This window comes from Enterobacter cloacae complex sp. FDA-CDC-AR_0164 (assembly GCF_003071645.1).
GTDB lineage: Bacteria > Pseudomonadota > Gammaproteobacteria > Enterobacterales > Enterobacteriaceae > Enterobacter > Enterobacter ludwigii.
On sequence record NZ_CP028950.1, the window covers coordinates 2,465,431 to 2,489,905 of the forward strand.

23 protein-coding genes are annotated in these 24,475 nt (G+C 58.5%); 13 read left to right on the forward strand and 10 right to left on the reverse strand.

Annotation, left to right across the window (positions count from 1 at the left end; genetic code table 11):
• Window positions 1-55 precede the first annotated feature (55 nt).
• Together mutS and AM410_RS12165 are read right to left on the reverse strand one after the other, a co-directional pair.
• The gene (gene mutS / locus AM410_RS12160; RefSeq protein WP_014171380.1) at window positions 56-2,617 is read right to left on the reverse strand and encodes a DNA mismatch repair protein MutS; all 2,562 of its coding nucleotides are present in this window, start codon (window positions 2,615-2,617) and stop codon (window positions 56-58) included.
• 113 nt (window positions 2,618-2,730) lie between these two features.
• Window positions 2,731-2,961 (reverse strand): SymE family type I addiction module toxin, encoded by a 231-nt coding sequence (locus AM410_RS12165; protein WP_020883826.1) that lies wholly within the window; start codon window positions 2,959-2,961, stop codon window positions 2,731-2,733.
• A gap of 174 nt (window positions 2,962-3,135) precedes the next feature.
• Here AM410_RS12165 and AM410_RS12170 point away from each other — a divergent pair, with 174 nt between their 5' ends.
• Window positions 3,136-3,480 (forward strand): nitrous oxide-stimulated promoter family protein, encoded by a 345-nt coding sequence (locus AM410_RS12170; RefSeq protein WP_108647873.1) that lies wholly within the window; start codon window positions 3,136-3,138, stop codon window positions 3,478-3,480.
• A gap of 66 nt (window positions 3,481-3,546) precedes the next feature.
• On the opposite strand, the gene flhA is transcribed toward AM410_RS12170, so the two are convergent.
• From flhA to hypA, 6 genes are all read right to left on the reverse strand, one after another.
• Entirely contained in the window at window positions 3,547-5,619 is a 2,073-nt protein-coding gene (flhA, locus tag AM410_RS12175) for a formate hydrogenlyase transcriptional activator FlhA (protein WP_108647874.1), read from the reverse strand.
• Between the two features lie 63 nt (window positions 5,620-5,682).
• Window positions 5,683-6,693 carry a hydrogenase expression/formation protein HypE gene (gene hypE, locus AM410_RS12180; protein ID WP_044865615.1) on the reverse strand — a complete coding sequence of 337 codons (1,011 nt, stop codon included), beginning with the start codon at window positions 6,691-6,693 and terminating at the stop codon, window positions 5,683-5,685.
• Entirely contained in the window at window positions 6,690-7,811 is a 1,122-nt protein-coding gene (gene hypD / locus AM410_RS12185; protein WP_073396494.1) for a hydrogenase formation protein HypD, read from the reverse strand. Before hypD ends, hypE begins: the two co-directional genes overlap by 4 nt.
• 3 nt (window positions 7,812-7,814) lie before the next feature.
• Window positions 7,815-8,087: a HypC/HybG/HupF family hydrogenase formation chaperone gene (locus AM410_RS12190; protein ID WP_014171373.1), complete on the reverse strand. Its 273-nt coding sequence runs from the start codon at window positions 8,085-8,087 to the stop codon at window positions 7,815-7,817.
• A complete protein-coding gene (gene hypB, locus AM410_RS12195; RefSeq protein ID WP_063925532.1) occupies window positions 8,078-8,941 on the reverse strand; it encodes a hydrogenase nickel incorporation protein HypB in 864 nt (287 codons plus the stop codon). The genes AM410_RS12190 and hypB overlap by 10 nt, the downstream gene beginning before the upstream one ends.
• Window positions 8,942-8,944: 3 nt before the next feature.
• Entirely contained in the window at window positions 8,945-9,295 is a 351-nt protein-coding gene (hypA, locus tag AM410_RS12200) for a hydrogenase maturation nickel metallochaperone HypA (RefSeq protein WP_014171370.1), read from the reverse strand.
• 210 nt (window positions 9,296-9,505) lie between these two features.
• Between hypA and hycA the strand changes: the two genes are divergently transcribed.
• The 9 genes from hycA (at window position 9,506) to hycI (ending at window position 17,368) form a co-directional block, all read left to right on the forward strand.
• On the forward strand, window positions 9,506-9,970 hold the full coding sequence (gene hycA, locus AM410_RS12205) for a formate hydrogenlyase regulator HycA (protein ID WP_032680403.1): 465 nt from the start codon (window positions 9,506-9,508) through the stop codon (window positions 9,968-9,970).
• A 70-nt stretch (window positions 9,971-10,040) separates the two neighbouring features.
• Window positions 10,041-10,649, forward strand: a complete 609-nt coding sequence (locus AM410_RS12210) for a 4Fe-4S dicluster domain-containing protein (RefSeq protein ID WP_108647876.1) — start codon at window positions 10,041-10,043, stop codon at window positions 10,647-10,649.
• A complete protein-coding gene (gene hycC / locus AM410_RS12215) occupies window positions 10,646-12,460 on the forward strand; it encodes a formate hydrogenlyase subunit 3 (RefSeq protein ID WP_108647878.1) in 1,815 nt (604 codons plus the stop codon). Before AM410_RS12210 ends, hycC begins: the two co-directional genes overlap by 4 nt.
• Before the next feature lies 1 nt (window position 12,461).
• A complete protein-coding gene (locus AM410_RS12220; RefSeq protein WP_014171366.1) occupies window positions 12,462-13,385 on the forward strand; it encodes a respiratory chain complex I subunit 1 family protein in 924 nt (307 codons plus the stop codon).
• Window positions 13,386-13,400: 15 nt separating this feature from the next.
• Window positions 13,401-15,110, forward strand: coding sequence for a hydrogenase large subunit (locus AM410_RS12225; protein ID WP_014171365.1), 1,710 nt, complete (start codon window positions 13,401-13,403; stop codon window positions 15,108-15,110).
• 93 nt (window positions 15,111-15,203) lie between these two features.
• Entirely contained in the window at window positions 15,204-15,746 is a 543-nt protein-coding gene (locus AM410_RS12230; RefSeq protein ID WP_014171363.1) for a formate hydrogenlyase complex iron-sulfur subunit, read from the forward strand.
• Window positions 15,746-16,513, forward strand: a complete 768-nt coding sequence (locus tag AM410_RS12235; protein WP_014171362.1) for an NADH-quinone oxidoreductase subunit B family protein — start codon at window positions 15,746-15,748, stop codon at window positions 16,511-16,513. Before AM410_RS12230 ends, AM410_RS12235 begins: the two co-directional genes overlap by 1 nt.
• Window positions 16,510-16,920, forward strand: coding sequence for a formate hydrogenlyase maturation HycH family protein (locus AM410_RS12240; RefSeq protein WP_020883837.1), 411 nt, complete (start codon window positions 16,510-16,512; stop codon window positions 16,918-16,920). The genes AM410_RS12235 and AM410_RS12240 overlap by 4 nt, the downstream gene beginning before the upstream one ends.
• Window positions 16,913-17,368, forward strand: coding sequence for a hydrogenase maturation peptidase HycI (gene hycI, locus AM410_RS12245; protein ID WP_108647879.1), 456 nt, complete (start codon window positions 16,913-16,915; stop codon window positions 17,366-17,368). Before AM410_RS12240 ends, hycI begins: the two co-directional genes overlap by 8 nt.
• 75 nt (window positions 17,369-17,443) lie before the next feature.
• Here the strand turns inward: hycI and AM410_RS12250 are convergent, their stop codons facing one another.
• Both AM410_RS12250 and ascF read right to left on the reverse strand, forming a co-directional pair.
• The gene (locus AM410_RS12250) at window positions 17,444-18,868 is read right to left on the reverse strand and encodes a 6-phospho-beta-glucosidase (RefSeq protein ID WP_020883838.1); all 1,425 of its coding nucleotides are present in this window, start codon (window positions 18,866-18,868) and stop codon (window positions 17,444-17,446) included.
• 18 nt (window positions 18,869-18,886) lie between these two features.
• The gene (gene ascF, locus AM410_RS12255) at window positions 18,887-20,338 is read right to left on the reverse strand and encodes a PTS cellobiose/arbutin/salicin transporter subunit IIBC (RefSeq protein WP_108647881.1); all 1,452 of its coding nucleotides are present in this window, start codon (window positions 20,336-20,338) and stop codon (window positions 18,887-18,889) included.
• Between the two features lie 214 nt (window positions 20,339-20,552).
• Here ascF and AM410_RS12260 point away from each other — a divergent pair, with 214 nt between their 5' ends.
• From AM410_RS12260 to hypF, 3 genes are all read left to right on the forward strand, one after another.
• Window positions 20,553-21,566 carry a LacI family DNA-binding transcriptional regulator gene (locus tag AM410_RS12260; protein WP_047956018.1) on the forward strand — a complete coding sequence of 338 codons (1,014 nt, stop codon included), beginning with the start codon at window positions 20,553-20,555 and terminating at the stop codon, window positions 21,564-21,566.
• 134 nt (window positions 21,567-21,700) lie between these two features.
• Entirely contained in the window at window positions 21,701-22,246 is a 546-nt protein-coding gene (gene hydN / locus AM410_RS12265) for an electron transport protein HydN (RefSeq protein WP_047743814.1), read from the forward strand.
• 6 nt (window positions 22,247-22,252) lie between these two features.
• Window positions 22,253-24,475 carry a carbamoyltransferase HypF gene (gene hypF / locus AM410_RS12270; protein ID WP_108647882.1) on the forward strand — a complete coding sequence of 741 codons (2,223 nt, stop codon included), beginning with the start codon at window positions 22,253-22,255 and terminating at the stop codon, window positions 24,473-24,475.

Sequence of the window (24,475 nt, forward strand, 5' to 3'; positions counted from 1 at the left end):
TCAGATACCGCTACTTCCCGACAGGCCCGGTAAGCATTGCGCCACCGGGTGCAGATTACACCAGGCTTTTCAGGCGATAAATCCACTCCAGCGCCTGACGCGGCGTGAGCGAGTCCGGATCGAGATTTTCCAGTGCCTCAACGGCCGGTGACGTCTCTTCTGCCGGGGCTAGTAACGACATTTGCGTGCCATCAATCTGCGTGGCCGCGGCATTCGGTGACAGGCTCTCCAGCTCACGCAATTTCTGGCGCGCACGTTTGATCACCTCTTTTGGAACCCCCGCCAGCGCGGCCACGGCCAGACCATAACTCTTGCTCGCGGCACCATCCTGTACGGTGTGCATAAAGGCGATGGTATCGCCGTGTTCCAGCGCATCGAGGTGGACGTTTGCCACGCCTTCCATCTTTTCTGGCAACTGTGTCAGCTCGAAATAGTGGGTTGCGAACAGCGTCATTGCCTTGATCTTATTGGCAAGGTTTTCAGCGCAGGCCCATGCCAGTGACAGACCATCATAGGTTGATGTTCCGCGCCCGACTTCATCCATCAATACCAGGCTGTATTCGGTCGCGTTATGCAGAATATTGGCGGTTTCGGTCATCTCCACCATAAAGGTTGAGCGGCCGCTGGCCAGATCGTCCGCTGCCCCGACACGGGTAAAGATACGGTCGATAGGGCCAATCTCCACTTTTTGCGCAGGAACGTAGCTGCCGATATAGGCGAGCAGAGCGATAAGCGCTGTCTGGCGCATATAGGTACTTTTACCGCCCATGTTTGGACCGGTAATGATCAGCATTCTTCTCTGCGGCGACAGGCTTAGCGGGTTAGCGATGAACGGCTCGTTCAGCACCCGTTCCACAACCGGATGACGGCCTTCGGTGATGCGAATACCGGGTTTATCGGTAAAGGTCGGGCAGGTGTAGTTCAGCGTTTCAGCGCGTTCTGCCAGGTTGACCAGCACGTCCAGCTCTGCCAGTGCGCTGGCGCTTGACTGCAGGTCTGCAAGGTGCGGCATCAGCATGTCGAACAGCTCTTCATACAGCTGTTTCTCCAGCGCCAGCGCCTTGCCTTTCGAGGTGAGAACTTTGTCCTCATACTCTTTCAGTTCAGGGATAATGTAACGCTCAGCGTTTTTCAGCGTCTGGCGGCGCACGTAGTGGATGGGGGCCAGATGGCTTTGTCCACGGCTGATCTGAATGTAGTAACCGTGAACCGCGTTATAGCCCACTTTGAGGGTATCGAGCCCAAGGCGTTCGCGCTCGCGAATTTCCAGCTTATCCAGGTAGTCCGTGGCACCGTCGGCCAGCGCACGCCATTCATCCAGCTCTTCGTTGTAGCCCGGGGCAATTACGCCGCCGTCACGCACCAGAACCGGAGGTGCGTCAATAATGGCGCGTTCGAGCAGCTCGCGCAGCTCGCTAAATTCACCCATGGTTTCACGCAGTTTCTGCACCGGCGCGCTATCCACATCGGCGAGCAAGCTGCGCAATTCCGGCAACTGCTGGAAGGCGTGACGCATGCGGGCGAGGTCGCGCGGACGTGCCGTACGCAGCGCCAGACGCGCAAGAATACGCTCCAGATCGCCGACCTGACGCAGCACGGGCTGCAGTTCACTGTAGCGATCCTGCAACGCGGCAATCGTCTGCTGACGACAGGTAAGCGTGTCGGTATCGCGAATGGGCATATGCAGCCAGCGTTTTAACATACGGCTGCCCATCGGCGTCACCGTGCTGTCGAGGACGGAAGCGAGGGTGTTTTCAACGCCTCCGGCCAGATTCTGGGTGATCTCCAGATTTCGACGCGTCGCGGCATCCATAATGATGCTGTCCTGCTGACGCTCCATCGTGATCGAGCGGATATGCGGCAGGGTGGTGCGCTGGGTATCTTTGACGTACTGCAGCAGGCAACCCGCGGCACACAGTCCGCGCGGGGCATTTTCCACACCAAAGCCAATCAGATCGCGGGTGCCAAACTGCAGATTCAACTGCTGGCGCGCGGTATCAATTTCGAACTCCCACAGCGGACGACGGCGCAGACCGCGGCGGCCTTCAATCAGCGCCATCTCGGCAAAATCTTCGGCATAGAGCAGTTCTGCCGGGTTCGTGCGCTGCAATTCAGCCGCCATCGTTTCACGATCTGCCGGTTCGCTCAGACGAAAACGTCCGGAGCTGATATCCAGCGTCGCATAACCGAAACCTTTGCCGTCCTGCCACAGTGCTGCCAGCAGGTTATCCTGACGCTCCTGCAGCAGGGCTTCGTCGCTGATCGTACCAGGCGTGACGATGCGCACGACTTTGCGCTCAACCGGCCCTTTTGATGTTGCCGGATCGCCGATCTGTTCGCAGATGGCGACTGACTCACCCTGATTCACCAGTTTCGCAAGGTAGTTTTCTACCGCGTGATGCGGAATACCGGCCATGGGAATGGGCTCGCCTGCAGATGCGCCACGCCGGGTCAGCGAGATGTCGAGCAGCTGCGACGCACGTCTGGCATCGTCATAAAATAGCTCGTAAAAATCGCCCATACGGTAGAACAGCAAGATTTCCGGATGCTGTGCTTTCAGCTTCAGGTACTGCTGCATCATCGGCGTATGTGCGTCGAAATTGTCGATTGTGCTCATGGAGTTATGATGTCCATTTCTTTGAAAATAATACGCTTTGGGCGGCTCAGTGGCCGTTAGTTCCTTCTATTGTCGCATGAAAAAAAGGTACGGCGCAGAAAAATGTCGCGGCATTACGAGGTGCCTTCCTGCACTAACTCAATGACAATTTTTCCATGCTCAACCCCCACTCTGACCTGCGAATGGGTGGTAAACCCCGCTTTTTCAAGCCAGTCGCCCTTTAAGCTCAGCGCCGCATGCACGCTGTAGCGTTTGGGTATCTTGGTGTTACGGTCTTCATGACGCTTTCTGAAATACCCCACTTTCAAATGACGATAGGATTTGGTGATAGCGATCTCGTGCATACGGCCTCCGGACAACGTGGACAAGGGTCATTCCTGATGCTGTATAAAATACCAGTGATTTACTGCAGGCGTGGGCTTAATACTGGAATCAGCCTTCAGAAAACAGAATGCAACACCTGAAATCAGTATCTGAAAGGCGTATTATAAATGCACTTTATTATCTGGTGAGCCGTTATGTCCGGAAAACGCATTACACGTGAGAAAGAGACGATCGCGAAAATGATCGCGCTGTATGAAACACAGTGTCCCCAGGCTTCGCAGGAAGAGGGGCATTATCAGGCGCTGAAAGCGTATGCCAATAAGCGCCTGGATAAATGCGTTTTTGATGAGGAAAAACCCGCCTGTAAACAGTGCCCCGTTCACTGCTATCAGCCTGCCAGGCGCGAAGAGATGAAGCAGGTGATGTGCTGGACTGGCCCACGTATGTTATGGCGTCATCCCATCCTGACGGTACGCCACCTGATGGATGACCGTCGCCCGGTACCGGAATTACCGGAAAAGTATCGCCCGAAAAAGTAACCGTTCAGGCGCTTCGCTGACAACCGTATCCCAACGCCTGCATGCGGGATCTCAGCCAGAATGACGCTACACCAGGCTCTCTTTATCAATCCCCAGACGCTTCATCCTTGAGAGCAGCGTGGTGCGTTTTAGCCCCAGTCGCTGGGCGGCACCTTTCGGTCCGGCCACGACACCGTTAGTCTCTTTCAGCACGCGCATGATCAGCTGATATTCGTCTTCACCTTCCTGCGCCACGTCGGTGGCTGTAACCGGGGTTTCGGGCAGGGAAACTTCGGGCAGGGAGAGTTGCAGTACGTTACCGCGCGTCAGCAATACCGCACGTTCAATGACGTTTTCCAGTTCACGGACGTTACCCGGCCACTCCATCGAGGAGAGGGTACGTAGCGTCTCGGCGGGGATACTGTCGATGTTGCGGCCCATCCGGCGGGCTATTTTGGCGGTAAACGCTTTGACCAGCAGAGGGATATCTTCCGGCCGTTCACGCAGGGGCGGCAAGCAGATTGGGAAGACGTTCAGGCGATAATAGAGGTCGCTTCGAAACTCGCGGTCGGCGACCATTTTTTTCAGATCGCGGTTGGTGGCGGCAATGAGCCGCACGTCAGTCTGGATAAGTTTGTTACTGCCAAGACGTTCAAACTCCTGCTCCTGCAGGACGCGAAGCAGTTTGGGCTGCAACTCCAGAGGCATGTCACCCACTTCATCAAGGAACAACGAGCTTTTGTCCGCCAGCTCGAAACGGCCCAGGCGCTGGCTGCTGGCACCGGTAAACGCGCCGCGTTCGTGGCCAAAGAGATCGCTTTCCAGCAGGCCTGCGGGCATAGCGGCGCAGTTCATCTTCACCATGCGGCGGCTGTTACGGTTGCTGAGGTTGTGGATCGCACGGGCAATCAGCTCTTTACCGGTGCCGGTTTCACCGAGGATCAGCACCGTACTGTCACTTTGCGCCACCATCTCCACCTGTTTCAGCACGCTGTACATGGCATCGCTGCGGCCGATGATTTCGCCAAACTCGCTGTCCACGTTATTGAGCTGTTCCGTCAGCGCCAGGTTTTCATCCACCAGCCGTTCTTTCAGACGGTGGATCTCCTGATAGGCCAGCGCGTTATCCAGTGCGATGGAGATACGCTCGGCAATCTGGCGCAACAGTTTCAGGTTGGCGGTGGTAAAGACGCCCTCTTCACACTGCGCCAGCTTCAGGACACCAAGCATAGTATTGCCGGACATCAGCGGCAGCAGGCACAGCGTCTGGATTTTATTCCCCCAGGTGTTAAACAGCATCCGCTCATAAGGCGCGAGCGCATCCTGCTCGTTGAGGTTGAGCAGCAGGATCTCTTTGCTTTTAAATACCCGCTCAGAGAGCGTGCCCGCCTCATCCACTTCACTCTGTTCGTGGGCGGGGTTTGCCTCATCAAGATAGTGGGTGGAGTAGATGTTCAGCTTGCCTTTCCGGTGCCCCCGGAGCGCAATACTGATGGCGTCGATTTTGAAATAGTGGTGGATCTCTTTTGAGACTTCGCTGACCAGCTCATCCATATCGAGGCGCGAAAGCACCGCGTTGGTGATGGCCACCAGAATCCGGAAATTGTCACGTTCGCGGCTCAGCAGGTCATAATCCACATTATTGGTGACGCGGCTTTGAATTTGCTCTGCGACCACGGCCACAATCTGGGTAAAGGTGTGCAGACGCTCGTATTCCGCCTCGCTCCACGGCTGGTCGGTGTTACGAATAAACTCGCAGCCGCCGAAGATATGCCCTTCCACCGCCAGTGGCAGCAGGCTGTAGTGGCCGAAAGGCGGGTATAACTGACTCTGCGCCAGCATCGGCCACGCTTCGCGGAATTCCTCAAAATTGCAGTGCAGCGCCTCCGGGCGGGAAAGAATACGCCGGACAGGACCATGAGCGAGGTAGGTTTCATCCTCGTACTCAAACGCTTTGCCATTGTCGCGCGTTGAATAGTAGCTCGCGCGATGGCTTGCGCTATGCCAGAGCACAATTGCGGCGCTGTCTGCCAGCGCTGATTGCCTGACCAGCCGCGTCAGGGCATCGCTCAGCGCGCCAAGATCGGGCTGCTGTAAAAGTGTGCGCGTAATGTCAAACAGGCCCTGCTGTCCAAGATCGCTCATCGGTGTATACGGCATATTGCTTTCCAATAGAAACTGGCAAAAAAGAGAAAGTCAGTGCTGACCGCTTTTGGCGCGGTTCTAGCAAATGCGGGGTAAAGGTTCCGCGTGCGGCAGATCCAGCGTCCGCTTGACGCCATACAGCCCGGTCAGGCGCACCCCTTTGCGCTCAACCACTTCACCAATCAGCGCGGCCTCTTTCCCGAAAGGATGTGCCCGCAGCTGTTCAAGTACGGATTCGGCCGCCGCGCGCTCCACGCCAATGACCAGCTTGCCTTCATTTGCAAAGTTTAGCGGGTCGAGCCCGAGGAGTTCGCACAAGCCGCGAACGGCAGGCTTAACGGGCAGCGCGCGTTCAGTGAGTTCAATACCCAGACCGCAGCGTGCCGCGAACTCATGTACCACGGCGTTAACCCCGCCGCGGGTCGCATCGCGCAGGGCTTTCACGCCTGGAAGGGAACGCAGGGTCTGGATAAGCGGGGTCAGTACCGCGCAATCACTGCGTAATTCTCCGTCCAGCCCCAGGCCTTCACGCAGGTTCAGGATCGTCGCCCCGTGGCAGCCCAGCGATCCGCTGACGATCAGCACGTCGCCGACGGCAAGCTGCTGCGCGCCCCAGTGAATGTCGGCAGGGATCGCCCCCATGCCGGCGGTATTGATGAACAGTTTGTCGGCTGCGCCACGCTGGACCACTTTGGTGTCGCCGGTGACGATGGCGATACCCGCCTCGCGTGCCGTGTGCGCCATGCTGCTGACGACCGCAGAGAGCGTCTCCATCGGCAGCCCCTCTTCAAGGATAAAGCCGCAGGAGAGAAAGCGCGGAACAGCGCCGCTGACGGCCACGTCGTTTGCTGTGCCGCAGACCGCGAGCTTGCCGATATCGCCGCCCGGGAAGAACAGCGGGTCAATCACGTAGCTGTCGGTGGAAAAGGCCAGCCTGTCGCCCTGCGCGGTCAGGGTGGAGAGGTCAATGCGGGCCTGATCCTCCTGTTCCGCCAGCCAGGGGTTATCAAACGCGTCCATAAACAGACGGTTAATCAGCTGCTGCATCGCCAGGCCGCCGCTGCCGTGTGCCATTTCAACCGTATTCATGCTTCAGACTCCTGATTGCGATACTGATACCACGCGGCACACGCCCCTTCGGAAGAGACCATCAGCGCGCCAAAAGCCGTTTGCGGGTTACAGGTGTTGCCAAATAACGGGCAGTGATGGGGTTTGCATTTACCGGTGAGCACTTCGCCACAGCGGGCCCGCGGGTCGTCACACACCTGTTGCGGCTGCGGGCGGAAGTGGGCTTCGGCGTCGAACGACCGGTAGGCTGGCGTCAGGCGCACGCCGGACTCTGCAATCAGCCCCAGTCCACGCCATTCGCTGTCGCCCTCGACGCTAAATACCTCGGCTATCGCCTGCTGGGCCACCACATTTCCACTGTCGGGGACGACACGGCGGTACTGATTTTCTACTGCACTCTGGGCTGCTATTTTCTGCTCAACCAGCATGGTCACGCCTTGCAGTAGATCAAGAGGTTCGAAACCAGCCACCACTAAAGGCCGTTCGAACTGTTCAGCGATAAAGCCGTAGGCCGCCGTCCCGATAACCATGCTGACATGGCCCGGCGCCAGAAAAGCGTCAATTCCGTTGTCCGGCTCTTCAAGCAGGCTGCGTAACGTCGGGATGAGCGTAATGTGCTGGCAAAAAAAGAAAAAGTTATCAATGTCGCGGGCTTTGGCCTGCTGCAGCGTGATGGCCGTGGCGGGCATAGTGGTTTCAAAACCAAGCCCGAAAAAGACGACCTTGCGACCGGGGTTATGGGTGGCCAGCGTCAGGGCGTCCATCGGCGAGTACACGATCCTGATATCCGCGCCCTGGGCTTTTGCCTGCAGCAGCGAGCCGTTTTTGCCCGGCACGCGCATCGCATCGCCAAAGGTACAGAAAATCACGTCAGGCTGGTGGGCTATCTCAAGGCAGGCGTCGATGCGTCCCATCGGCAGGACGCACACCGGGCAGCCGGGGCCATGGATAAACTCGATGTTTTCCGGCAGAAGCTGGTCGAGGCCAAATTTAAAGATGGCATGCGTGTGCCCGCCGCAGACTTCCATAATACGCAGCGGCTTTTCGGCGGTATAGCTCAGCTGTGCCGCCCGTGTTTTCAGATGTTCAATCAACTGCATCACCTGCTCAGGCGCGCGATATTCATCAACGTAGCGCATGGTTTACCGCTCCTCGCCGTACAGCAATGCCCCGACGTCCGGCTCCACGTCGAACATATTCTGAAGGGCATCGAGCGTGTCGCGGGCCTCCGCTTCGTTGATGATGCTCATGGCAAACCCCACGTGCACCAGCACCCACTGACCGAGGCGTGAGGCGCCGGTTTCGTCGGTGCTGCCGACAAGCGTCAGGTCGACGTCGCGCAATATGCCACACACCTCAACGCGGGCCTGATTCCCGTCAATGGCGTGAATTTGTCCGGGGACGCCTATGCACATCGTTCGCTCTCCAGCCAGTTCAGCCAGGCATCCATCCCGTCGCCGCGGGTGGCGGACACCAGCATGATGTCAATATCCGGGTTCACTTCACGGGCATAGGCCATGCATTTGTCCACGTCGAAATTCAGGTACGGCAGCAGGTCAACTTTGTTCAGCAACATCAGCGAAGCGGCGGCAAACATATGCGGATATTTAAGCGGCTTGTCTTCACCTTCGGTCACCGAGAGCACCGCGACCTTATGTCGCTCACCGAGATCGAAGCTGGCCGGACAGACCAGGTTGCCCACGTTCTCAATAAACAGGATGCCGTTGTCCGCCAGCGGCAAGCGCGGCGTGGCGTCGGCAATCATTTGTGCATCCAGATGGCAGCCTTTACCCGTATTAACCTGAATGGCGGGCGTGCCGGTTTCGCGTATACGCGCGGCGTCGTTCACCGTCTGCTGATCGCCTTCGATCACCGCGCAGGAGATGCGTCCGTTCAGGCGGTGGAGCGTTTGTGTCAGCAGCGTGGTTTTGCCGGAGCCGGGGCTGGAGACCAGGTTCAGGACCAGCTGTTTACGCGTGGCAAAGCGGGCGCGGTTGCGTGCTGCAATCTGGTTGTTTTTATCCAGAACGTTGATTTCCACCTCCAGCATCTGACGCTGGCTGAGCCCCGGCGCGTGGGTACCGGCGACGCCATGCCCGTAATGCAGGTCGCCCGCAGCGGAGTGTCGGGGGGCGAAGGTGATACCGGTTAATGCCGCTGCAGGACGAGGGGCAGGTGAAAAGGGTGCGGAGCGAAACGCGGCGTGAGGACGGTGTTCATCCCCTTCTATATACAGGTTGCCTTCAGCGCAACCGCAGGTACTACACATATTTTACTCCTTCTCGATTTCGAGACGTTGGATCTGCATGCCGTCATCCGCCACGATGCGAAGCTCGCTGCTCTGGCATTGTGGACAGCGCTGAACCTTCGAAGAAAGCAGAGTGACGTATTGCTGACACTGCGCGCACCAGCACTCCGCCTGCTGTTCTTCAATATGAAGTTCACAGCCTTCCGCCAGCGTGCCGCGGCACACCAGCTCAAAGCAGAAGGTCAGGGCGCTGGTTTCAACGCAGGAAAAGGCCCCGACCTGTAGCCAGACGCCGGTGACGCGTTTCGCATTGTTTGCCCGCGCCTGCTGTTCAATTAACTCGACGGCCCGCTGGCAGAGGGTGATTTCGTGCATGACGCCTCCTCAATGAATTGCCCCGATAATGCAATAACGGTGCCAGCTTGATTTTTGTTAAGGCGTGACGATGTCAATGCTGTCGAAATGACACGTCGACACGGCGCGATTGACACGCTTCTTTTGATTAAAATAGTTAAAAATCAATCTGTTAAAAACTGGCATGGAATCTGCTTAACAGCCGCTATCTCCATTAACCGGATACCTTTTATGACTATTTGGGAAATTAGCGAAAAAGCGGATTACATTGCGCAGCGCCATCAGCAGTTACAGGAGCAGTGGCACCTTTACTGCAACTCTCTGGTTCAGGGCATCACCCTGTCAAAAGCCCGTCTTCACCACGCCATGAGCTGTGCAGCGCAGGGGGATATGCGCTTTGTGCTCTTCGGCCATTTCACGATAAACGTCACCCTGGCCGACACCTTCAACAGCCACACCATCGAGTACTACGTCGAAACAAAAGAAGGTGAAAAACAGTGTATTGCGAAGGCGCAGCTGATGGCCGACGGGATGGTCGATGGTCACGTCAGTAACCGCGATCGCCAGCAGGTGCTGGAGCACTATCTGGAAAAAATCGCGCCGGTTTATAACGGCCTGTACGCCGCTGTTGAACACGATCTCCCGGTCAACCTGAAACAGCTGATGGATGGAAATCCCTCAGCGAACGTGGCCTGACCATTGCGTGTCGAGAAGTGTCGACAAGACAGTTTTTCGTCAAAAATGACTATCACCAGAGGATGACCCGGTGAACCGTTTTGTAATTGCTGACTCGACGGTCTGTATTGGCTGTCGAACCTGTGAGGCGGCCTGTTCGGAAACGCACCGTCAGCACGGGCTACAGTCCATGCCGCGCCTGCGCGTCATGCGTAATGAAAATGAGTCTGCGCCGCAGCTCTGCCACCACTGTGAAGATGCCCCCTGCGCGGGAGTCTGTCCTGTTAATGCCATCACCCGTGTCGAGGGGGCGGTGCAGCTGAATGAAAGTCTGTGCGTGAGCTGCAAACTGTGCGGCATTGCCTGCCCGTTCGGTGCGATTGAATTTTCCGGCAGCCGTCCGCTGCATATCCCGGCGAATGCCAACTCCCCGAAAGCGCCGCCAGCGCCACCTGCGCCGGCGAAGGTGAGCACGCTGCTTGACTGGGTTCCCGGCGTGCGTGCCGTTGCGGTCAAATGCGACCTGTGCAGCTTTGATGAACAAGGGCCAGCCTGTGTGCGCACCTGCCCGACGAAGGCGCTGATTCTGGTCAATATTCGCGACATCGTTCGCACCAGTAAACGTAAGCGTGAGCTGACCATTAACAGTGATTTCGGCGATCTTTCTCTGCTTCAGGCGCTGAACGAGGGGGCGAAATGAACGCGGTGATGATGATTACCAGCGCGGTGGCCTATTTTGCCGCCGCCGCTGTGTTGGCCTTGATCTTCTCTTTCCATAAAACCCTGAGCGGCTGGATAGCCGGTATCGGCGGGGCGGTTGGCAGCGTGATGACGCTGGTGGCCGGTGGCCTCGTGTTAACAGGCGGACAATCTGTCGAAGCGGTGATGCCGCTGATACGGCACACCGTTGAAATTACGCCGCTGAATGCCATCTGGCTGGTGACCTTTGGTCTGTGCGGCGTGTTTATCAGCCTGTTTAATATTGACTGGCACCGCCATCAGCACACTCAGCCCAACGGTCTGCTGGTCAATCTGCTGATGGCCGCGGCGGTCTGTACCGTGACTGCCAGCAACCTCGGCGCGCTGGTGGTGATGGCCGAGATCATGGCGCTGTGCGGCGTATTCCTTACGGGCTGTAGCACCTCCGGCAAACTGTGGTTTGCGCTGGGGCGTCTTGGCACGTTGCTGCTGGCACTGGCCTGCTGGCTGGTGTGGCAGCGCTTCGGCACGCTGGACTTCTCCGCCCTTAACGGTCAGTCGCTGGGGAATGATGTCTGGCTCCTTGGCGTGATCGGCTTTGGCCTGCTGGCCGGGATTATCCCGCTGCACGGCTGGGTGCCACAGGCACATGCACATGCCTCCGCGCCTGCCGCAGCGCTCTTCTCGACGGTTGTCATGAAGGTGGGTCTGTTCGGCATTCTGACGATAACGCTCACCGGTGGGCAGCCACCGCTGTGGTGGGGCGTTGTGCTGCTGGTCGCCGGGATGATCACCGCCTTCATCGGCGGCCTGTACGCCCTGATGGAGCACAATATCCAGCGTCTGCTGGCGTACCACACCCTTGAGAACATCGGCATTATCCTGCTGGGTATTGGCGCAGGCGTTACCGGGCTGGCGCTCAATCAACCGGCGCTGATTGCGGCCGGCTTTATCGGCGGCCTGTATCACCTGATCAACCACAGCCTGTTTAAAAGCACCCTGTTCCTCGGGGCCGGTAGCGTCTGGTTCCGCACCGGTCATCGCGATATCGAAAAACTCGGCGGCATCGGCAAAAAAATGCCCGTTATCTCTCTGTGCATGCTGGTGGGGCTGATGGCAATGGCTGCGCTGCCGCCGCTGAACGGCTTTGCCGGCGAGTGGGTTATCTATCAGTCCTTCTTCGCACTCGGTCAGAGCGAGGTGTTTATCGCCCGGTTGCTCGGCCCGCTGCTGGCGGTTGGCCTGGCGATAACCGGTGCGCTGGCGGTGATGTGTATGGCTAAAGTCTACGGCGTGACCTTCCTGGGTGCACCGCGCACGCGTGAGGCCGAAAACGCCTGCTGTGCACCGGCATTGATGGGGGCGAGCGTTGTCGCGCTGGCGCTGTGCTGCATCGCGGGCGGGGTGGCCGCCCCGTGGCTTCTGCCGCTGCTGGGTAACGCCATTCCTCTGCCGCTCACCACGGCGCATACCACGGTGTCCCAGCCGATGATTGCGCTGCTGCTGATTGCCGCGCCGCTGCTGCCGTTCGTGCTGATGCTGTTCTTCAGACGCGACCGCCTCTCCTCTCGCGCACGCGGTACCGCCTGGGCTTGCGGTTACGCACACGAGCAATCCATGGTGATCACAGCGCACGGCTTTGCCATGCCGGTCAAAGAGAACTTTGCCGCGGTGCTGAAACTGCGGGACTGGCTTAACCCGGTGGGGTGGGTGCCGGGCTGGCAGAGCGCTGCCGTGCCCGTGCTGTTCCGCCGACTGGCGTTGATCGAGCTGGCGGTACTGGTTGTGATTGTGATTTCACGAGGAGCCTGACATGAGTCTGTTACTGGCAATACTTCAGGCGCTGGTGCTATTTGCCATGGCGCCGTTGCTCTCCGGGGTGAGCCGCGTGGCGCGTGCCCGGATGCATAACCGTCGCGGGCCTGGTGTACTCCAGGAGTACCGTGATTTGTTCAAGCTGATGGGACGTCAGAGCGTTTCTCCGGACGCGGCAGGATGGGTCTTTCGCCTGACACCGTTTGTGCTGGCTGGCGTCATGCTCACCATCGCCACGGCGTTACCGGTCGTCACCGTCGGATCGCCGCTGCCGGTGCTGGGCGATCTCATTACGCTTATCTACCTCTTCGCCATCGCGCGCTTCTTCTTCGCGATTGCCGGCCTCGATACCGGCAGCCCGTTTACCGGGATTGGTGCCAGCCGCGAGGCCATGCTCGGCGTGCTGGTTGAGCCGATCCTGCTGCTCGGCCTGTGGGTCGCTGCGCAGGTCGCGGGGTCAACCCATATCAGCTTTATCACTCATACCGTGTATCACTGGCCCGTGGACCGTTCCCTTCCGTTGCTTTTGGCGCTCTGCGCCTGCGCTTTCGCGACGTTTATCGAGATGGGCAAACTGCCGTTCGACCTCGCGGAAGCGGAGCAGGAGCTGCAGGAAGGTCCGTTGACCGAGTACAGCGGTTACGGCTTTGCGGTGCTGAAATGGGGCATCAGCCTCAAACAGCTGGTGGTGCTGCAGATGTTTGTCGGTGTCTTCTTCCCGTGGGGGCAGATGACGCACTTTTCCGCGGCCGGCCTGGTGCTGGCGGTGGTCGTTGCCGCGCTCAAGCTACTTGTCGGCGTGCTGGTGATTGCCCTGTTTGAGAACAGCATGGCGCGTCTGCGTTTTGTGGCGACGTCGCGCATCACCTGGGCCGGTTTTGGTTTTGCATTTTTAGCGTTCGTCTCCTTGCTGGTGGCGTGATTAAAGAGAGTTTTTATGTCTGAAGAAAAGAAAGGTCAGCAGTATCTCGCCGCGTTGCACCAGGCCTTCCCGGGCGTGGTGCTGGAGGAGTCCTGGCAAACCAAAGACCAGATAACGGTGACCGTGAAAGTGAACTACCTGCCGGAAGTGGTGGAGTTTCTCTACTACCAGCAGGGTGGCTGGCTGTCAGTGTTGTTCGGCAACGACGAGCGTCAGCTGTGCGGAAACTATGCGGTTTACTACGTGATGTCGATGGAGCAGGGCGAGAAGTGCTGGCTCACCGTGCGTGTCGAAGTGGATCCCAACAAACCGGAATACCCGTCTGTCACCCCGCGCGTGCCCGCCGCCGTCTGGGGCGAGCGTGAAGTGCGCGATATGTATGGTCTGGTCCCGGTTGGGCTTCCGGATGAGCGCCGTCTGGTGCTGCCGGACGACTGGCCAGACGAACTCTATCCCCTGCGTAAAGACAGCATGGATTACCGTCAGCGTCCGGCCCCGACCACCGACAGCGAGACTTACGCGTTCATCAATGAGCTCGGCAGCAAAAAGAACAATGTGGTGCCGATAGGCCCGCTGCACGTCACGTCTGACGAGCCGGGCCACTTCCGCCTGTTTGTCGACGGCGAGAATATTATTGATGCCGACTACCGCCTGTTCTACGTCCATCGCGGTATGGAAAAGCTGGCGGAAACCCGGATGGGATATAACGAAGTGACGTTCCTCTCTGACCGCGTGTGCGGCATCTGCGGGTTTGCCCACAGTACCGCCTACACCACCTCGGTGGAGAACGGCATGGGGATTGTGGTGCCGGAACGCGCGCAGATGATCCGCGCCATCCTGCTGGAAGTGGAGCGTCTGCACTCGCACCTGCTGAACCTCGGTCTGGCCTGTCACTTTGTCGGTTTTGACTCCGGCTTTATGCAGTTTTTCCGCGTACGTGAAGCCTCCATGAAGATGGCGGAGATCCTGACCGGGGCGCGTAAAACATACGGTCTGAACCTGATCGGCGGGATTCGTCGCGATCTGCTGAAAGATGACATGATCCAGACCCGCCAACTGGCGCAGCAGATGCGTCGCGACGTTCAGGAGCTGGTGGATATGCTGCTCAGCACGCCGAACATTGAGCAGCGTACCGTCGGTATTGGCCGACTGGAGCCGCAAATCGCCCGCGATTTCAGTAACGTTGGCCCCATGGTTCGCGCCAGCGGCCACGCCCGCGATACCCGCGCCGATCATCCGTTCGTCGGCTACGGCCTGCTGCCTATGACCGTGCACAGCGAGCAGGGTTGCGACGTTATTTCGCGTCTGAAGGTGCGTATCAACGAGGTCTTCACCGCGCTGAACATGATCGACTTCGGTCTGGATAATCTGCCGGGCGGTCCGCTGATGGTTGAGGGCTTCACCTACATTCCAAACCGCTTCGCGCTGGGGTTTGCCGAAGCCCCGCGTGGAGACGATATCCACTGGAGCATGACCGGTGACAACCAGAAGCTCTACCGCTGGCGCTGCCGTGCGGCAACCTACGCCAACTGGCCAACCCTGCGCTACATGCTGCGCGGCAATACGGTATCCGATGCGCCGCTGATCATTGGCAGCCTCGATCCGTGCTACTCCTGCACCGACCGCATGACGGTGGTGGATGTGCGCAAGAAGAAAAGCCAGGTGGTGCCGTACAAAGAGCTGGAGCGCTACAGCATCGAGCGTAAGAACTCGCCGTTGAAATAGGGGATTTTGTGCTGGCTGATGCCCTCACCCTGACCCTCTTTTGATGAGAGATCCGGGGTGCGGAGCACAGGCAGCACATAAGCAGGAGTCAACATGTTTACCTTCATCAAAAAAGTGATCAAAACCGGGACGGTGACCAGTCGCTATCCGCTGGAGCCGATGCCGGTCGATAAAAACTTTCGCGGCAAGCCGGAGCACAACCCGCAACAGTGCATCGGTTGTGCTGCCTGCGTTAACGCCTGCCCGTCAAATGCCCTGACGGTGGAAACCGATCTGAAAACGGGCGAGCTGGCCTGGCAATTCAACCTCGGGCGCTGCATTTTCTGCGGCCGCTGCGAGGAGGTTTGCCCGACGGTGGCGATCCGTCTTTCGCAGGAGTACGAGCTGGCGGTCTGGAAGAAAGAGGATTTTCTGCAGCAGTCGCGTTTCGCGCTCTGCAACTGCCGTGTCTGCAAACGCCCGTTTGCCGTACAAAAAGAGATCGACTACGCCATCGCGCTGTTGCAGCACAACGGTGATGCCCGCGCGGAGCATCATCGCGAAAGCTTTGAAACCTGCCCGGACTGCAAACGGCAGAAATGCCTGCTGCCGTCGGACCGCATCGATATTACCCGTCATATGAGAGAGGCCAGCTGATGGAAAACCTGATCGGCCCACGCGACGCTAACGGCATTCCGGTGCCGATGACGGTGGAGGAATCCATCGCCAGCATGAAGGCCTCGCTGCTGAAAAACATTAAACGTTCGGCCTATGTGTACCGCGTGGACTGCGGCGGCTGCAACGGCTGTGAGATTGAGATCTTTGCCACGCTGTCGCCCCTGTTCGACGCCGAACGCTTCGGTATTAAAGTGGTGCCTTCGCCGCGTCATGCGGACATTTTACTGTTTACCGGTGCCGTCACCCGTGCCATGAGATCGCCAGCATTACGTGCCTGGCAGTCCGCACCGGATCCAAAAATCTGTATCTCTTACGGTGCCTGCGGCAACAGCGGCGGCATCTTCCATGACCTGTACTGCGTCTGGGGCGGCACCGATAAAATTGTTCCGGTGGATGTCTACATTCCCGGTTGTCCGCCAACGCCTGCGGCCACGCTGTACGGTTTTGCCATGGCGCTCGGGCTGCTGGAGCAGAAAATACATGCCCGTGAACCGGGTGAGCGCGACAACCAGGCTGCCGCAATTCTACACCCGGATATGGTGCAGCCGCTGCGCGTGAAGGTCGATCGCACGGCGCGCCGACTCGCGGGGTATCGCTATGGTCGCCAGATTGCCGACGATTATCTGCGTCTGCTGAGCCAGGGCGATCATCAGGTCACGCGCTGGCTGGAGGCGGAAAACGATCCTCGTCTTAATGAGATCGTCGCGAACCTGAATCAGGTGGTGGAAGAGGCGCGTATCCGATGAGTGAAACGGTGGTGTTCAGTCAGCTGAGCCGTAAGTTTATTGATGAGAACGATGCCACGCCGGATGCGGCGCAGCAGGTGGTCTATTACAGCCTGGCCATTGGGCATCACCTCGGGGTGATAGATTGTCTCGAAACGGCATTAAGCTGCCCGTGGCCTGATTATCTGGCGTGGATCGCCACGCTGGAGGAGGGCAGTACGGCGCGCCGCAAAATGGAAGGCGTGCCGAAGTACGGTGAGATCGTTATCGACGCCAACCACATTGCGATGCTCGCCAGTGCTTTCGACGCCGCGCTGAGCGTGCAAACCCCACAGCAGCAGGCCTGGAGCAAAATTTTGCTCAGCATGCTGCATGATATTCATCAGGAGAGTGCCATCTACCTGATGGTGAGGAGATTACGTGACTGATGTTTTACTGTGTGTCGGCAACAGCATGATGGGCGACGACGGCGCGGGCCCGCTGCTTGCACAAATGTGTGCCGCGCATCCGCAGGGCGAATGGGTGGTTATTGACGGCGGCAACGCACCGGAAAACGATGTGGTGGCGATCCGTGAGCTGCACCCGGACAGGCTGCTGATTGTGGATGCAACCGATATGGGACTTAATCCGGGGGAAACCCGCCTGATTGATCCGGATGACATCGCCGAGATGTTTATGATGACCACCCACAATATGCCGCTGAACTATCTGGTCGATCAGATTAAAGACGACGTGGGTGAGGTATTGTTTCTGGGTATTCAGCCGGACATCGTTGGGTTTTATTATCCGATGACGCCGCCGGTGAAAGAGGCCGTCGAAGAGGTTTACTCCCGGCTTGCCGGATGGCGTGAGGACGGCGGTTTTTCCCGACTGTGAGCAGTGCCGGGTGGTGGTAGCTTCCACCCGGCCTGGACACTCCCTCGCCCTGTGGGAGAGGGCGAGGGCAACAGGCTACGCCAGATCCGCGCCGTTACTTGCAATGACCTTCTTATACCACCAGAACGATTTCTTACGCGTTCTGTCCAGCGTACCGTTGCCCGCGTCGTCGCGGTCAACATAGACAAACCCGTAGCGTTTGCTCATCTCGCCCGTGGATGCGGCCACCAGGTCAATGCAGCCCCAGGTGGTGTAGCCCATCAGCGGCACACCGTCTTCTATGGCATCGCCCATCGCACGAATATGTTCGCGCAGGTAGCTGATACGGTAGTCGTCATTAATCTCACCGTGTTCATCCATGACGTCTTTCGCGCCGAGGCCGTTTTCCACCAGGAACAGCGGCTTCTGATAGCGGTCGTACATCATGTTCATGGTGATGCGCAGCCCCAGTGGGTCGATCCCCCAGCCCCATTCGCTGACCTGGATGTGCGGATTGCGCAGGGATTTCACGATATTCGCCGCATTGGTATTACTGGCGTTCATGTCCGCCGACGCGCAGCGCGAGGCGTAATAGCTGAACGACACAAAATCGACGGTGTTTTTCAGCAGTTCATCGTCGCCAGGGTCTTTGACAATCACCACCCCTTTTTCGCGGAACACGCGGGCAGAATAGGCCGGGTAGCTGCCGCGCGCCTGCACGTCGATAAAGAACAGGTTTTCGCGGTCTTTCTCCAGCGCCATCCACACGTCTTCCGGCTTGCAGGAGTAGGGGTAGAAGTTGCCGCCGGCCAGCATACAGCCGACCTGGTTTTCCGGGTTGACCTCATGGGCGATTTTGGTCGCCAGCGCGCTTGCCACCAGTTCGTGATGCGCGGCCTGATATTTTACCTGATCTTCGTTCTCACCCTCTTCAAACACCAGCCCCGCGCCGGAGAACGGGCTGTGTAGCATGATGTTGATTTCGTTGAAGGTGAGCCAGTATTTCACCAGACCGTTAAATTCTTCGAAACAGGTACGGGCATAGCGGGCAAAGAAATCGACCATCTTGCGGTTGCGCCAGGATCCATACTCCGTGACCAGGTGCATCGGTACGTCGAAATGACACAGGGTGACCAACGGTTCGATGTTGTATTTTTTACACTCTTCGAACACTGCGCGGTAGAAGGCAATCCCCTCTTTATTGGGCAGCGGCTCATCGCCGTTCGGGTAGAGGCGGCTCCAGGCAATCGAGGTACGAAATACCGTAAAGCCCATCTCCGCCATCAGGGCGATGTCTTCTTTGTAGCGATGGTAAAAATCAATCGCCTCGTGGCTCGGGTAAAACTCGTCGTCACGCAACGTAAAACGTTTTTCCTTACCGACCTTCACCGCCAGACGATTCGCGCCGTGGGGGATCATATCGACCGTCGTCAGTCCTTTGCCGCCTTCACGGTAAGCCCCTTCACTCTGGTTGGCGGCAAGCGCGCCGCCCCATAAAAATCCTTGTGGAAAAACAGACATCTTTACCTCGCTATAAATTTAGACTTGTGCTGCTTTGGCCTGAACCGGAGCGCTCTGCAGGGCGCGTGCTTTCTCAGCCTCGTCTTCGACCGGGATATCTTCAAAACCTAAAATCAGGGTCAGAACAAACGAGAGCACAACCGCCAGCGCCATGACCCCGAATACCCAGACGATGGTCATTGGGTTGGCCGGATCGAAGAACTGTACGCTGGTAAACAGCCCCGGCGCCGCCATTGAGTGGCTGGCAAGACCGGCTATGCCAGCCACTGCCCCGCAGATGAAGCCGCTGATAAGGCTCGCAATCAGCGGGCGTTTCAGACGTACCGCCACACCATAGAGGGCAGGTTCTGAAATGCCTGCCATGATGGCAGAAGCCGCTGCCGCCAGCGCCGTCTGGCGCAGTTCCGGGTTTTTCGTTTTCCACGCCACCGCCAGCGATGAACCGCCGAGCGACAGGTTGGCTCCGATTTCCGACGGCATAACCATTCCCTCTTTGCCCGTCTCGGCAATGGTCTGAATGATCGTCGGCGTAAATACGCGGTGCATCCCGGTCATCACCAGCAGCGGCCAGAGGGCGCCCATAATGGCCACGGAGAGCCAGCCCAGATAGCCGTGAATAGTGTAGACCAGCGCTGAAATCGCGCTCCCGATCCAGATCCCGAGCGGCCCTATCAGCACAATGGCGAGCGGGGCGGCAATCAGAACGATCAGCATCGGTTTAAGGAAGTTTTTCGTGACCGCCGGCGTAATACGATCAACCCAGCGTTCGATGTACGACAGGCACCAGGTCATCACCAGCGCCGGGATGACCGTGTAGGTGTATTTCACTGCCGTCACCGGAATAAAGGCGAATTCAACGTGCTCGCCCTGTGCGGCTTTCGCCATCAGTTCGATAAAGCCCGGGTGTACCAGCACGCCCGCGATGGCAATCGCCAGCGACATGTTGGTTTTGAATTTCACTGCGGCAGAGGCGGCGACCATCAGCGGCAGGAAGAAGAACGCGCCATCGCCAATCAGCGTCAGAAGGGTGAGCGTCGGTGCCCCTTTTTCCAGGACGCCGGTCATCTCCAGGATCATTGCCAGCAGTTTGACCATTGAACCGCCGATGATCGCCGGGATCAGCGGTGACATGGTGCCGATCAGCGCATCGAGGATCCCGGCACCGATGCGGCGCAGGGTCATTTTCTGCGGGCCTTCCGGTACGGCAGGCTGCAGGTCGGTGGGCAGCAGGCTTACCACTTCGCGGTAGGCCTGAGACACGGTGTTGCCAATGATCACCTGGCACTGGTTGTCGTTGCGGACCACGCCGAGCACGCCGTTAATGCTTTTCAGGCGCGGGGCATCGGTGAGGCTTTCGTCTTTGAGGACGAAACGCAGTCGCGTCATGCAGTGGGTGACGGCGACGATGTTGTCTCTGCCGCCGAGCGCGCTGACAACGTCATTCGCCAGCGCAGCGTAATTTTTGGCCATCGGATGTAATCCTGTTATCGTTGTGAGAAATGTAGGAAACCGGTTCCACATAATCATCAATAGTTTCTTTGAATGAAACAAGATCACATTTTGTACATTTTTTCATTTCGTGATGATGATCACCTGGAGGGGTAAAAAGCGTGATATCGCCGCTGCGACAATTTTTCTGCAGTGCAGTACACTGCGCCCTGGTAGTTTCAAACGGAAGATTACGATGACCACGATGCTTGAAGTCGCGAAGCGGGCAGGCGTTTCGAAAGCGACGGTTTCCAGGGTATTGTCGGGCAATGGCTACGTCAGCCAGGAGACCAAAGACCGGGTGTTTCAGGCGATTGAAGAGAGCGGCTATCGCCCGAATTTGCTGGCACGAAATCTGGCGACCAAACGTACCCAGACGCTGGGTCTGGTGGTCACCAACACCCTTTATCACGGCGTCTATTTTAGCGAACTGCTCTTTCACGCCGCCCGCATGACGGAAGAGAAAGGGCGGCAGTTGATCCTGGCGGACGGTAAGCACAGTGCGGATGAAGAGCGCGAGGCCATTCAGTATTTGCTCGATATGCGCTGTGACGCGGTGATCATTTACCCGCGTTTCCTGAGCGTGGATGAGATGGACGACATCGTTGAGAAATGCGAACAGCCGATTATGGTCCTTAACCGCCGCTTACGGAAAAACAGCAGTCACAGCGTCTGGTCAGATCATAAAGCCTCCTGCCAGGACGCCGTGTCGCAGCTTATTCAGAAAGGGCACCGGGAGATTGCGTTTATCACCGGTTCGCTGGATTCCCCCACGGGCGTTGAGCGTCTCTCGGGCTACAAAGACGCCCTGGCACAACACCAGATCCCGCTGCGCCCGTCGCTGATTGCGCAGGGGAAATGGAACCCGGCCAGCGGTGCGGCGGCGGTGTCTGAGCTGCTTTCGCGCGGTGAAACCTTTTCGGCGCTGGTGGCGAGTAATGACGATATGGCGATTGGTGCCATGAAACAGTTGCACGAGTGCGGGATCGCCACCCCGGATGCCGTGTCGGTGATTGGCTTTGACGATGTGGCCATCGCCCCCTACATCGTCCCCTCGCTCTCCAGCGTGCGCATTCCGGTGACGGAGATGATCAAAGAGACCATTAGCCGCCTGATCTTCCTGCTGGATGGCGGTGAGTTTAAGTACCAGCAAACCTTCTCCGGCGAGCTTATCCTGCGTGACTCGGTCATTGACGGGCCTCACCGCTGATGTCGACAGCTGTCATCGTCAGAAGTGACGATGACAGCCCTGCTTTCATTTTATAAACTGCATAAAATCAACAGGTTAATAATTGGCACGGTTTATGTATATCTCCGCGCAGGACTGTAATGCTGGAGAAGCAGATGAACCGTTTTATTATGGCCGATGCCAGTAAATGCATTGGCTGCCGTACCTGTGAAGTGGCGTGTGTGGTTTCCCATCAGGCGGAGCAGGATTGCGCATCGCTCACCCCTGATACCTTTTTACCGCGGATCCACGTCATTAAAGGCGTGAATATCTCCACTGCCGCTATCTGTCGCCAGTGTGAGGATGCGCCGTGCGCTAACGTCTGCCCAAACGGGGCCATCAAACGTGAGAAAGGATTCGTGCATGTGATGCAGGAGCGCTGCATCGGCTGCAAAACCTGTGTGGTTGCCTGCCCGTACGGTGCGATGGAAGTCGTGGTGCGTCCGGTTGTGCGCAACAGCGGCATGGGGCTGAACGTGCGCGCGGAAAAAGCGGAAGCCAATAAATGCGACCTCTGCTACCACCGTGACGCCGGCCCGGCCTGTATGGAAGCCTGCCCGACGCACGCCCTGGTCTGCGTGGATCGCGACAAGCTTGAGCAGATGAGCGCGGAAAAACGCCGTCGTGCCGCGTTCGACACGTCATCGTCACTGCTGTTTTAAGTCGCGATGGGCGATAACGGCGTACAGTTGCGGGTGCGCGGCAAGGTGCAGGGGGTAGGGTTTCGTCCCTTCGTCTGGCAACTGGCGCATCAGCTACAGCTGACGGGTGACGTTTGTAATGACGGAGAGGGCGTGCTGGTGCGTCTCGCGGGTAATGGGGGGGCCTTTACCGCGAGGCTGCATCAGGACTGCCCACCGCTGGCACGTATCGATGCTGTCGACAGCCAGCCGTTTACCTGGCCAACGGTGCCGCAGGCGTTCACCATTCGCCATAGCGCGGGCGGAGCGATGGACACCCAAATTGTACCGGATGCCGCTACCTGCCCGGCGTGCCTGGCTGAAATGCGCGATCCCCGAGCGCGGCGTTATCGCTATCCGTTTATCAACTGTACCCATTGCGGTCCACGTTTTACCATCATCCGCGCCATGCCCTATGACCGCCCGGCCACGTCAATGGCGGCATTTCCCCTCTGTGAACCGTGTGAAACCGAGTACCGCAATCCCGCTGACCGCCGTTTTCACGCGCAGCCGGTAGCCTGTCCGGATTGTGGACCCGAGCTGGAATGGCGCGCGGGCGAGACCGTTGCCACCCGCGAGTCTGCGCTGAGTGCGGCGGTCCACATGCTCAAACATGGCGGGATTGTCGCCATCAAAGGGCTGGGCGGTTTTCACCTTGCCTGTGACGCATCCAACGCGCAGGCGGTGGCAACCCTGCGGGCGCGCAAACAGCGCCCGATGAAGCCACTGGCGGTCATGATCCCGCAGGCGGAGGGACTGCCGGAATCGGTGCAAACGCTGCTGCGCTCGCCTGCAGCGCCCATCGTGCTCACGCCAAAAGTATGGTGTCCTCCGCTTCCTGACGCGATTGCGCCCGGGCTGGACACCGTTGGCCTGATGCTGCCCGCTAACCCACTACAGCATGTGCTGATGATGGACTGCCAGCGCCCGCTGGTGATGACCTCCGGCAACCTCAGCGGGCGTCCGCCGGCCATCACCTGCCAGCAGGCACTGGATGAACTGGGCGACATCGCTGACGGATTCCTGCTGCACAACCGCGACATCCTGCAGCGTATGGATGATTCCGTGGTGGATCAGGACGGTATGCTGCTGCGTCGCGCGCGCGGTTTTGTGCCGGATGCCATCACGCTGCCCGCCGGTTTCAGCGCTGTCCCGGCGATGGTGTGCACCGGTGCTGATATGAAAAATACCTTCTGTCTGGTGCGCGGTAACCAGGCGGTACTGAGTCAGCACTTTGGCGATCTGAGTGACGACGGTGTCGAGGCCCAGTGGCGTTCTGCGCTGTCGATGATGCAGCAGATCTATGCGTTTCAGCCGCAGCGCGTGGTATGCGACGCCCATCCGGGCTATCACGCCCGACAGTGGGCGCAAGCCCAGGCTTTGCCGATCGACACCGTGCTTCACCACCACGCTCACGCGGCGGCATGCATGGCAGAAAACGGCTGGCCGCTTGAGGGCGGAGATGTCATTGCCCTGACGCTGGATGGGATCGGCATGGGCGAAAACGGCGCGCTGTGGGGCGGGGAGTGCCTGCGGGTAAGCTATCTCGACTGCGAACGTCTGGGCGGTCTGCCTGCGGTTGCGCTGCCGGGCGGGGACAGGGCTGCCATGCAGCCGTGGCGCAATTTACTCGCCCACTGCCTGGCGTTTGTGCCGGACTGGCAGCAGTACCCGGAAACGCGTGACGTTCAGCGGCAAAACTGGCCGCTGCTGGCTACGGCCATTCAGCGCGGTTTAAACGCGCCGCTGGCCTCATCCTGCGGCCGTCTGTTCGACGCGGTGGCCTGCGCGCTCGGCATCACGTCAGAAACCCAGAGCTATGAAGGTGAGGCCGCCTGCCGGCTTGAAGCGCTGGCCGCGCAGTGCCACGACGTTCAACATCCGGTTACGCTTCAGGCTGATAACCTTACGCGCTTCTGGCAACAGTGGCTGAACTGGCAGGCGGAACCCTGCGAGCGGGCATGGGCGTTTCACGATGCGCTGGCGAAAGGGCTGGCGGAGCTTGTCACCTCCCATACCCGGCGACTGGGGCTTTCCACCGTATGCTTCAGCGGCGGCGTGTTACATAACCGTCTGCTGCGCGCGCGACTGCGCCATTACCTCTCAGACTTCACGCTGCTTTTTCCTCATCATCTGCCGTCAGGTGACGGCGCTATCTCCTTCGGGCAGGCGGTGGTTGCTGCCGCCCGGTCATGTTCACAAAGGATGTAA

Coding starts and splice junctions, on each gene's coding strand:
- mutS (WP_014171380.1), bottom strand. CDS start 2,617: ATGAGCACAATCGACAATTTCGACGCACATACGCCGATGATGCAGCAG.
- AM410_RS12165 (WP_020883826.1), bottom strand. CDS start 2,961: ATGCACGAGATCGCTATCACCAAATCCTATCGTCATTTGAAAGTGGGG.
- AM410_RS12170 (WP_108647873.1), top strand. CDS start 3,136: ATGTCCGGAAAACGCATTACACGTGAGAAAGAGACGATCGCGAAAATG.
- flhA (WP_108647874.1), bottom strand. CDS start 5,619: ATGCCGTATACACCGATGAGCGATCTTGGACAGCAGGGCCTGTTTGAC.
- hypE (WP_044865615.1), bottom strand. CDS start 6,693: ATGAATACGGTTGAAATGGCACACGGCAGCGGCGGCCTGGCGATGCAG.
- hypD (WP_073396494.1), bottom strand. CDS start 7,811: ATGCGCTACGTTGATGAATATCGCGCGCCTGAGCAGGTGATGCAGTTG.
- AM410_RS12190 (WP_014171373.1), bottom strand. CDS start 8,087: ATGTGCATAGGCGTCCCCGGACAAATTCACGCCATTGACGGGAATCAG.
- hypB (WP_063925532.1), bottom strand. CDS start 8,941: ATGTGTAGTACCTGCGGTTGCGCTGAAGGCAACCTGTATATAGAAGGG.
- hypA (WP_014171370.1), bottom strand. CDS start 9,295: ATGCACGAAATCACCCTCTGCCAGCGGGCCGTCGAGTTAATTGAACAG.
- hycA (WP_032680403.1), top strand. CDS start 9,506: ATGACTATTTGGGAAATTAGCGAAAAAGCGGATTACATTGCGCAGCGC.
- hycC (WP_108647878.1), top strand. CDS start 10,646: ATGAACGCGGTGATGATGATTACCAGCGCGGTGGCCTATTTTGCCGCC.
- AM410_RS12220 (WP_014171366.1), top strand. CDS start 12,462: ATGAGTCTGTTACTGGCAATACTTCAGGCGCTGGTGCTATTTGCCATG.
- AM410_RS12225 (WP_014171365.1), top strand. CDS start 13,401: ATGTCTGAAGAAAAGAAAGGTCAGCAGTATCTCGCCGCGTTGCACCAG.
- AM410_RS12230 (WP_014171363.1), top strand. CDS start 15,204: ATGTTTACCTTCATCAAAAAAGTGATCAAAACCGGGACGGTGACCAGT.
- AM410_RS12235 (WP_014171362.1), top strand. CDS start 15,746: ATGGAAAACCTGATCGGCCCACGCGACGCTAACGGCATTCCGGTGCCG.
- AM410_RS12240 (WP_020883837.1), top strand. CDS start 16,510: ATGAGTGAAACGGTGGTGTTCAGTCAGCTGAGCCGTAAGTTTATTGAT.
- AM410_RS12250 (WP_020883838.1), bottom strand. CDS start 18,868: ATGTCTGTTTTTCCACAAGGATTTTTATGGGGCGGCGCGCTTGCCGCC.
- ascF (WP_108647881.1), bottom strand. CDS start 20,338: ATGGCCAAAAATTACGCTGCGCTGGCGAATGACGTTGTCAGCGCGCTC.
- AM410_RS12260 (WP_047956018.1), top strand. CDS start 20,553: ATGACCACGATGCTTGAAGTCGCGAAGCGGGCAGGCGTTTCGAAAGCG.
- hydN (WP_047743814.1), top strand. CDS start 21,701: ATGAACCGTTTTATTATGGCCGATGCCAGTAAATGCATTGGCTGCCGT.
- hypF (WP_108647882.1), top strand. CDS start 22,253: ATGGGCGATAACGGCGTACAGTTGCGGGTGCGCGGCAAGGTGCAGGGG.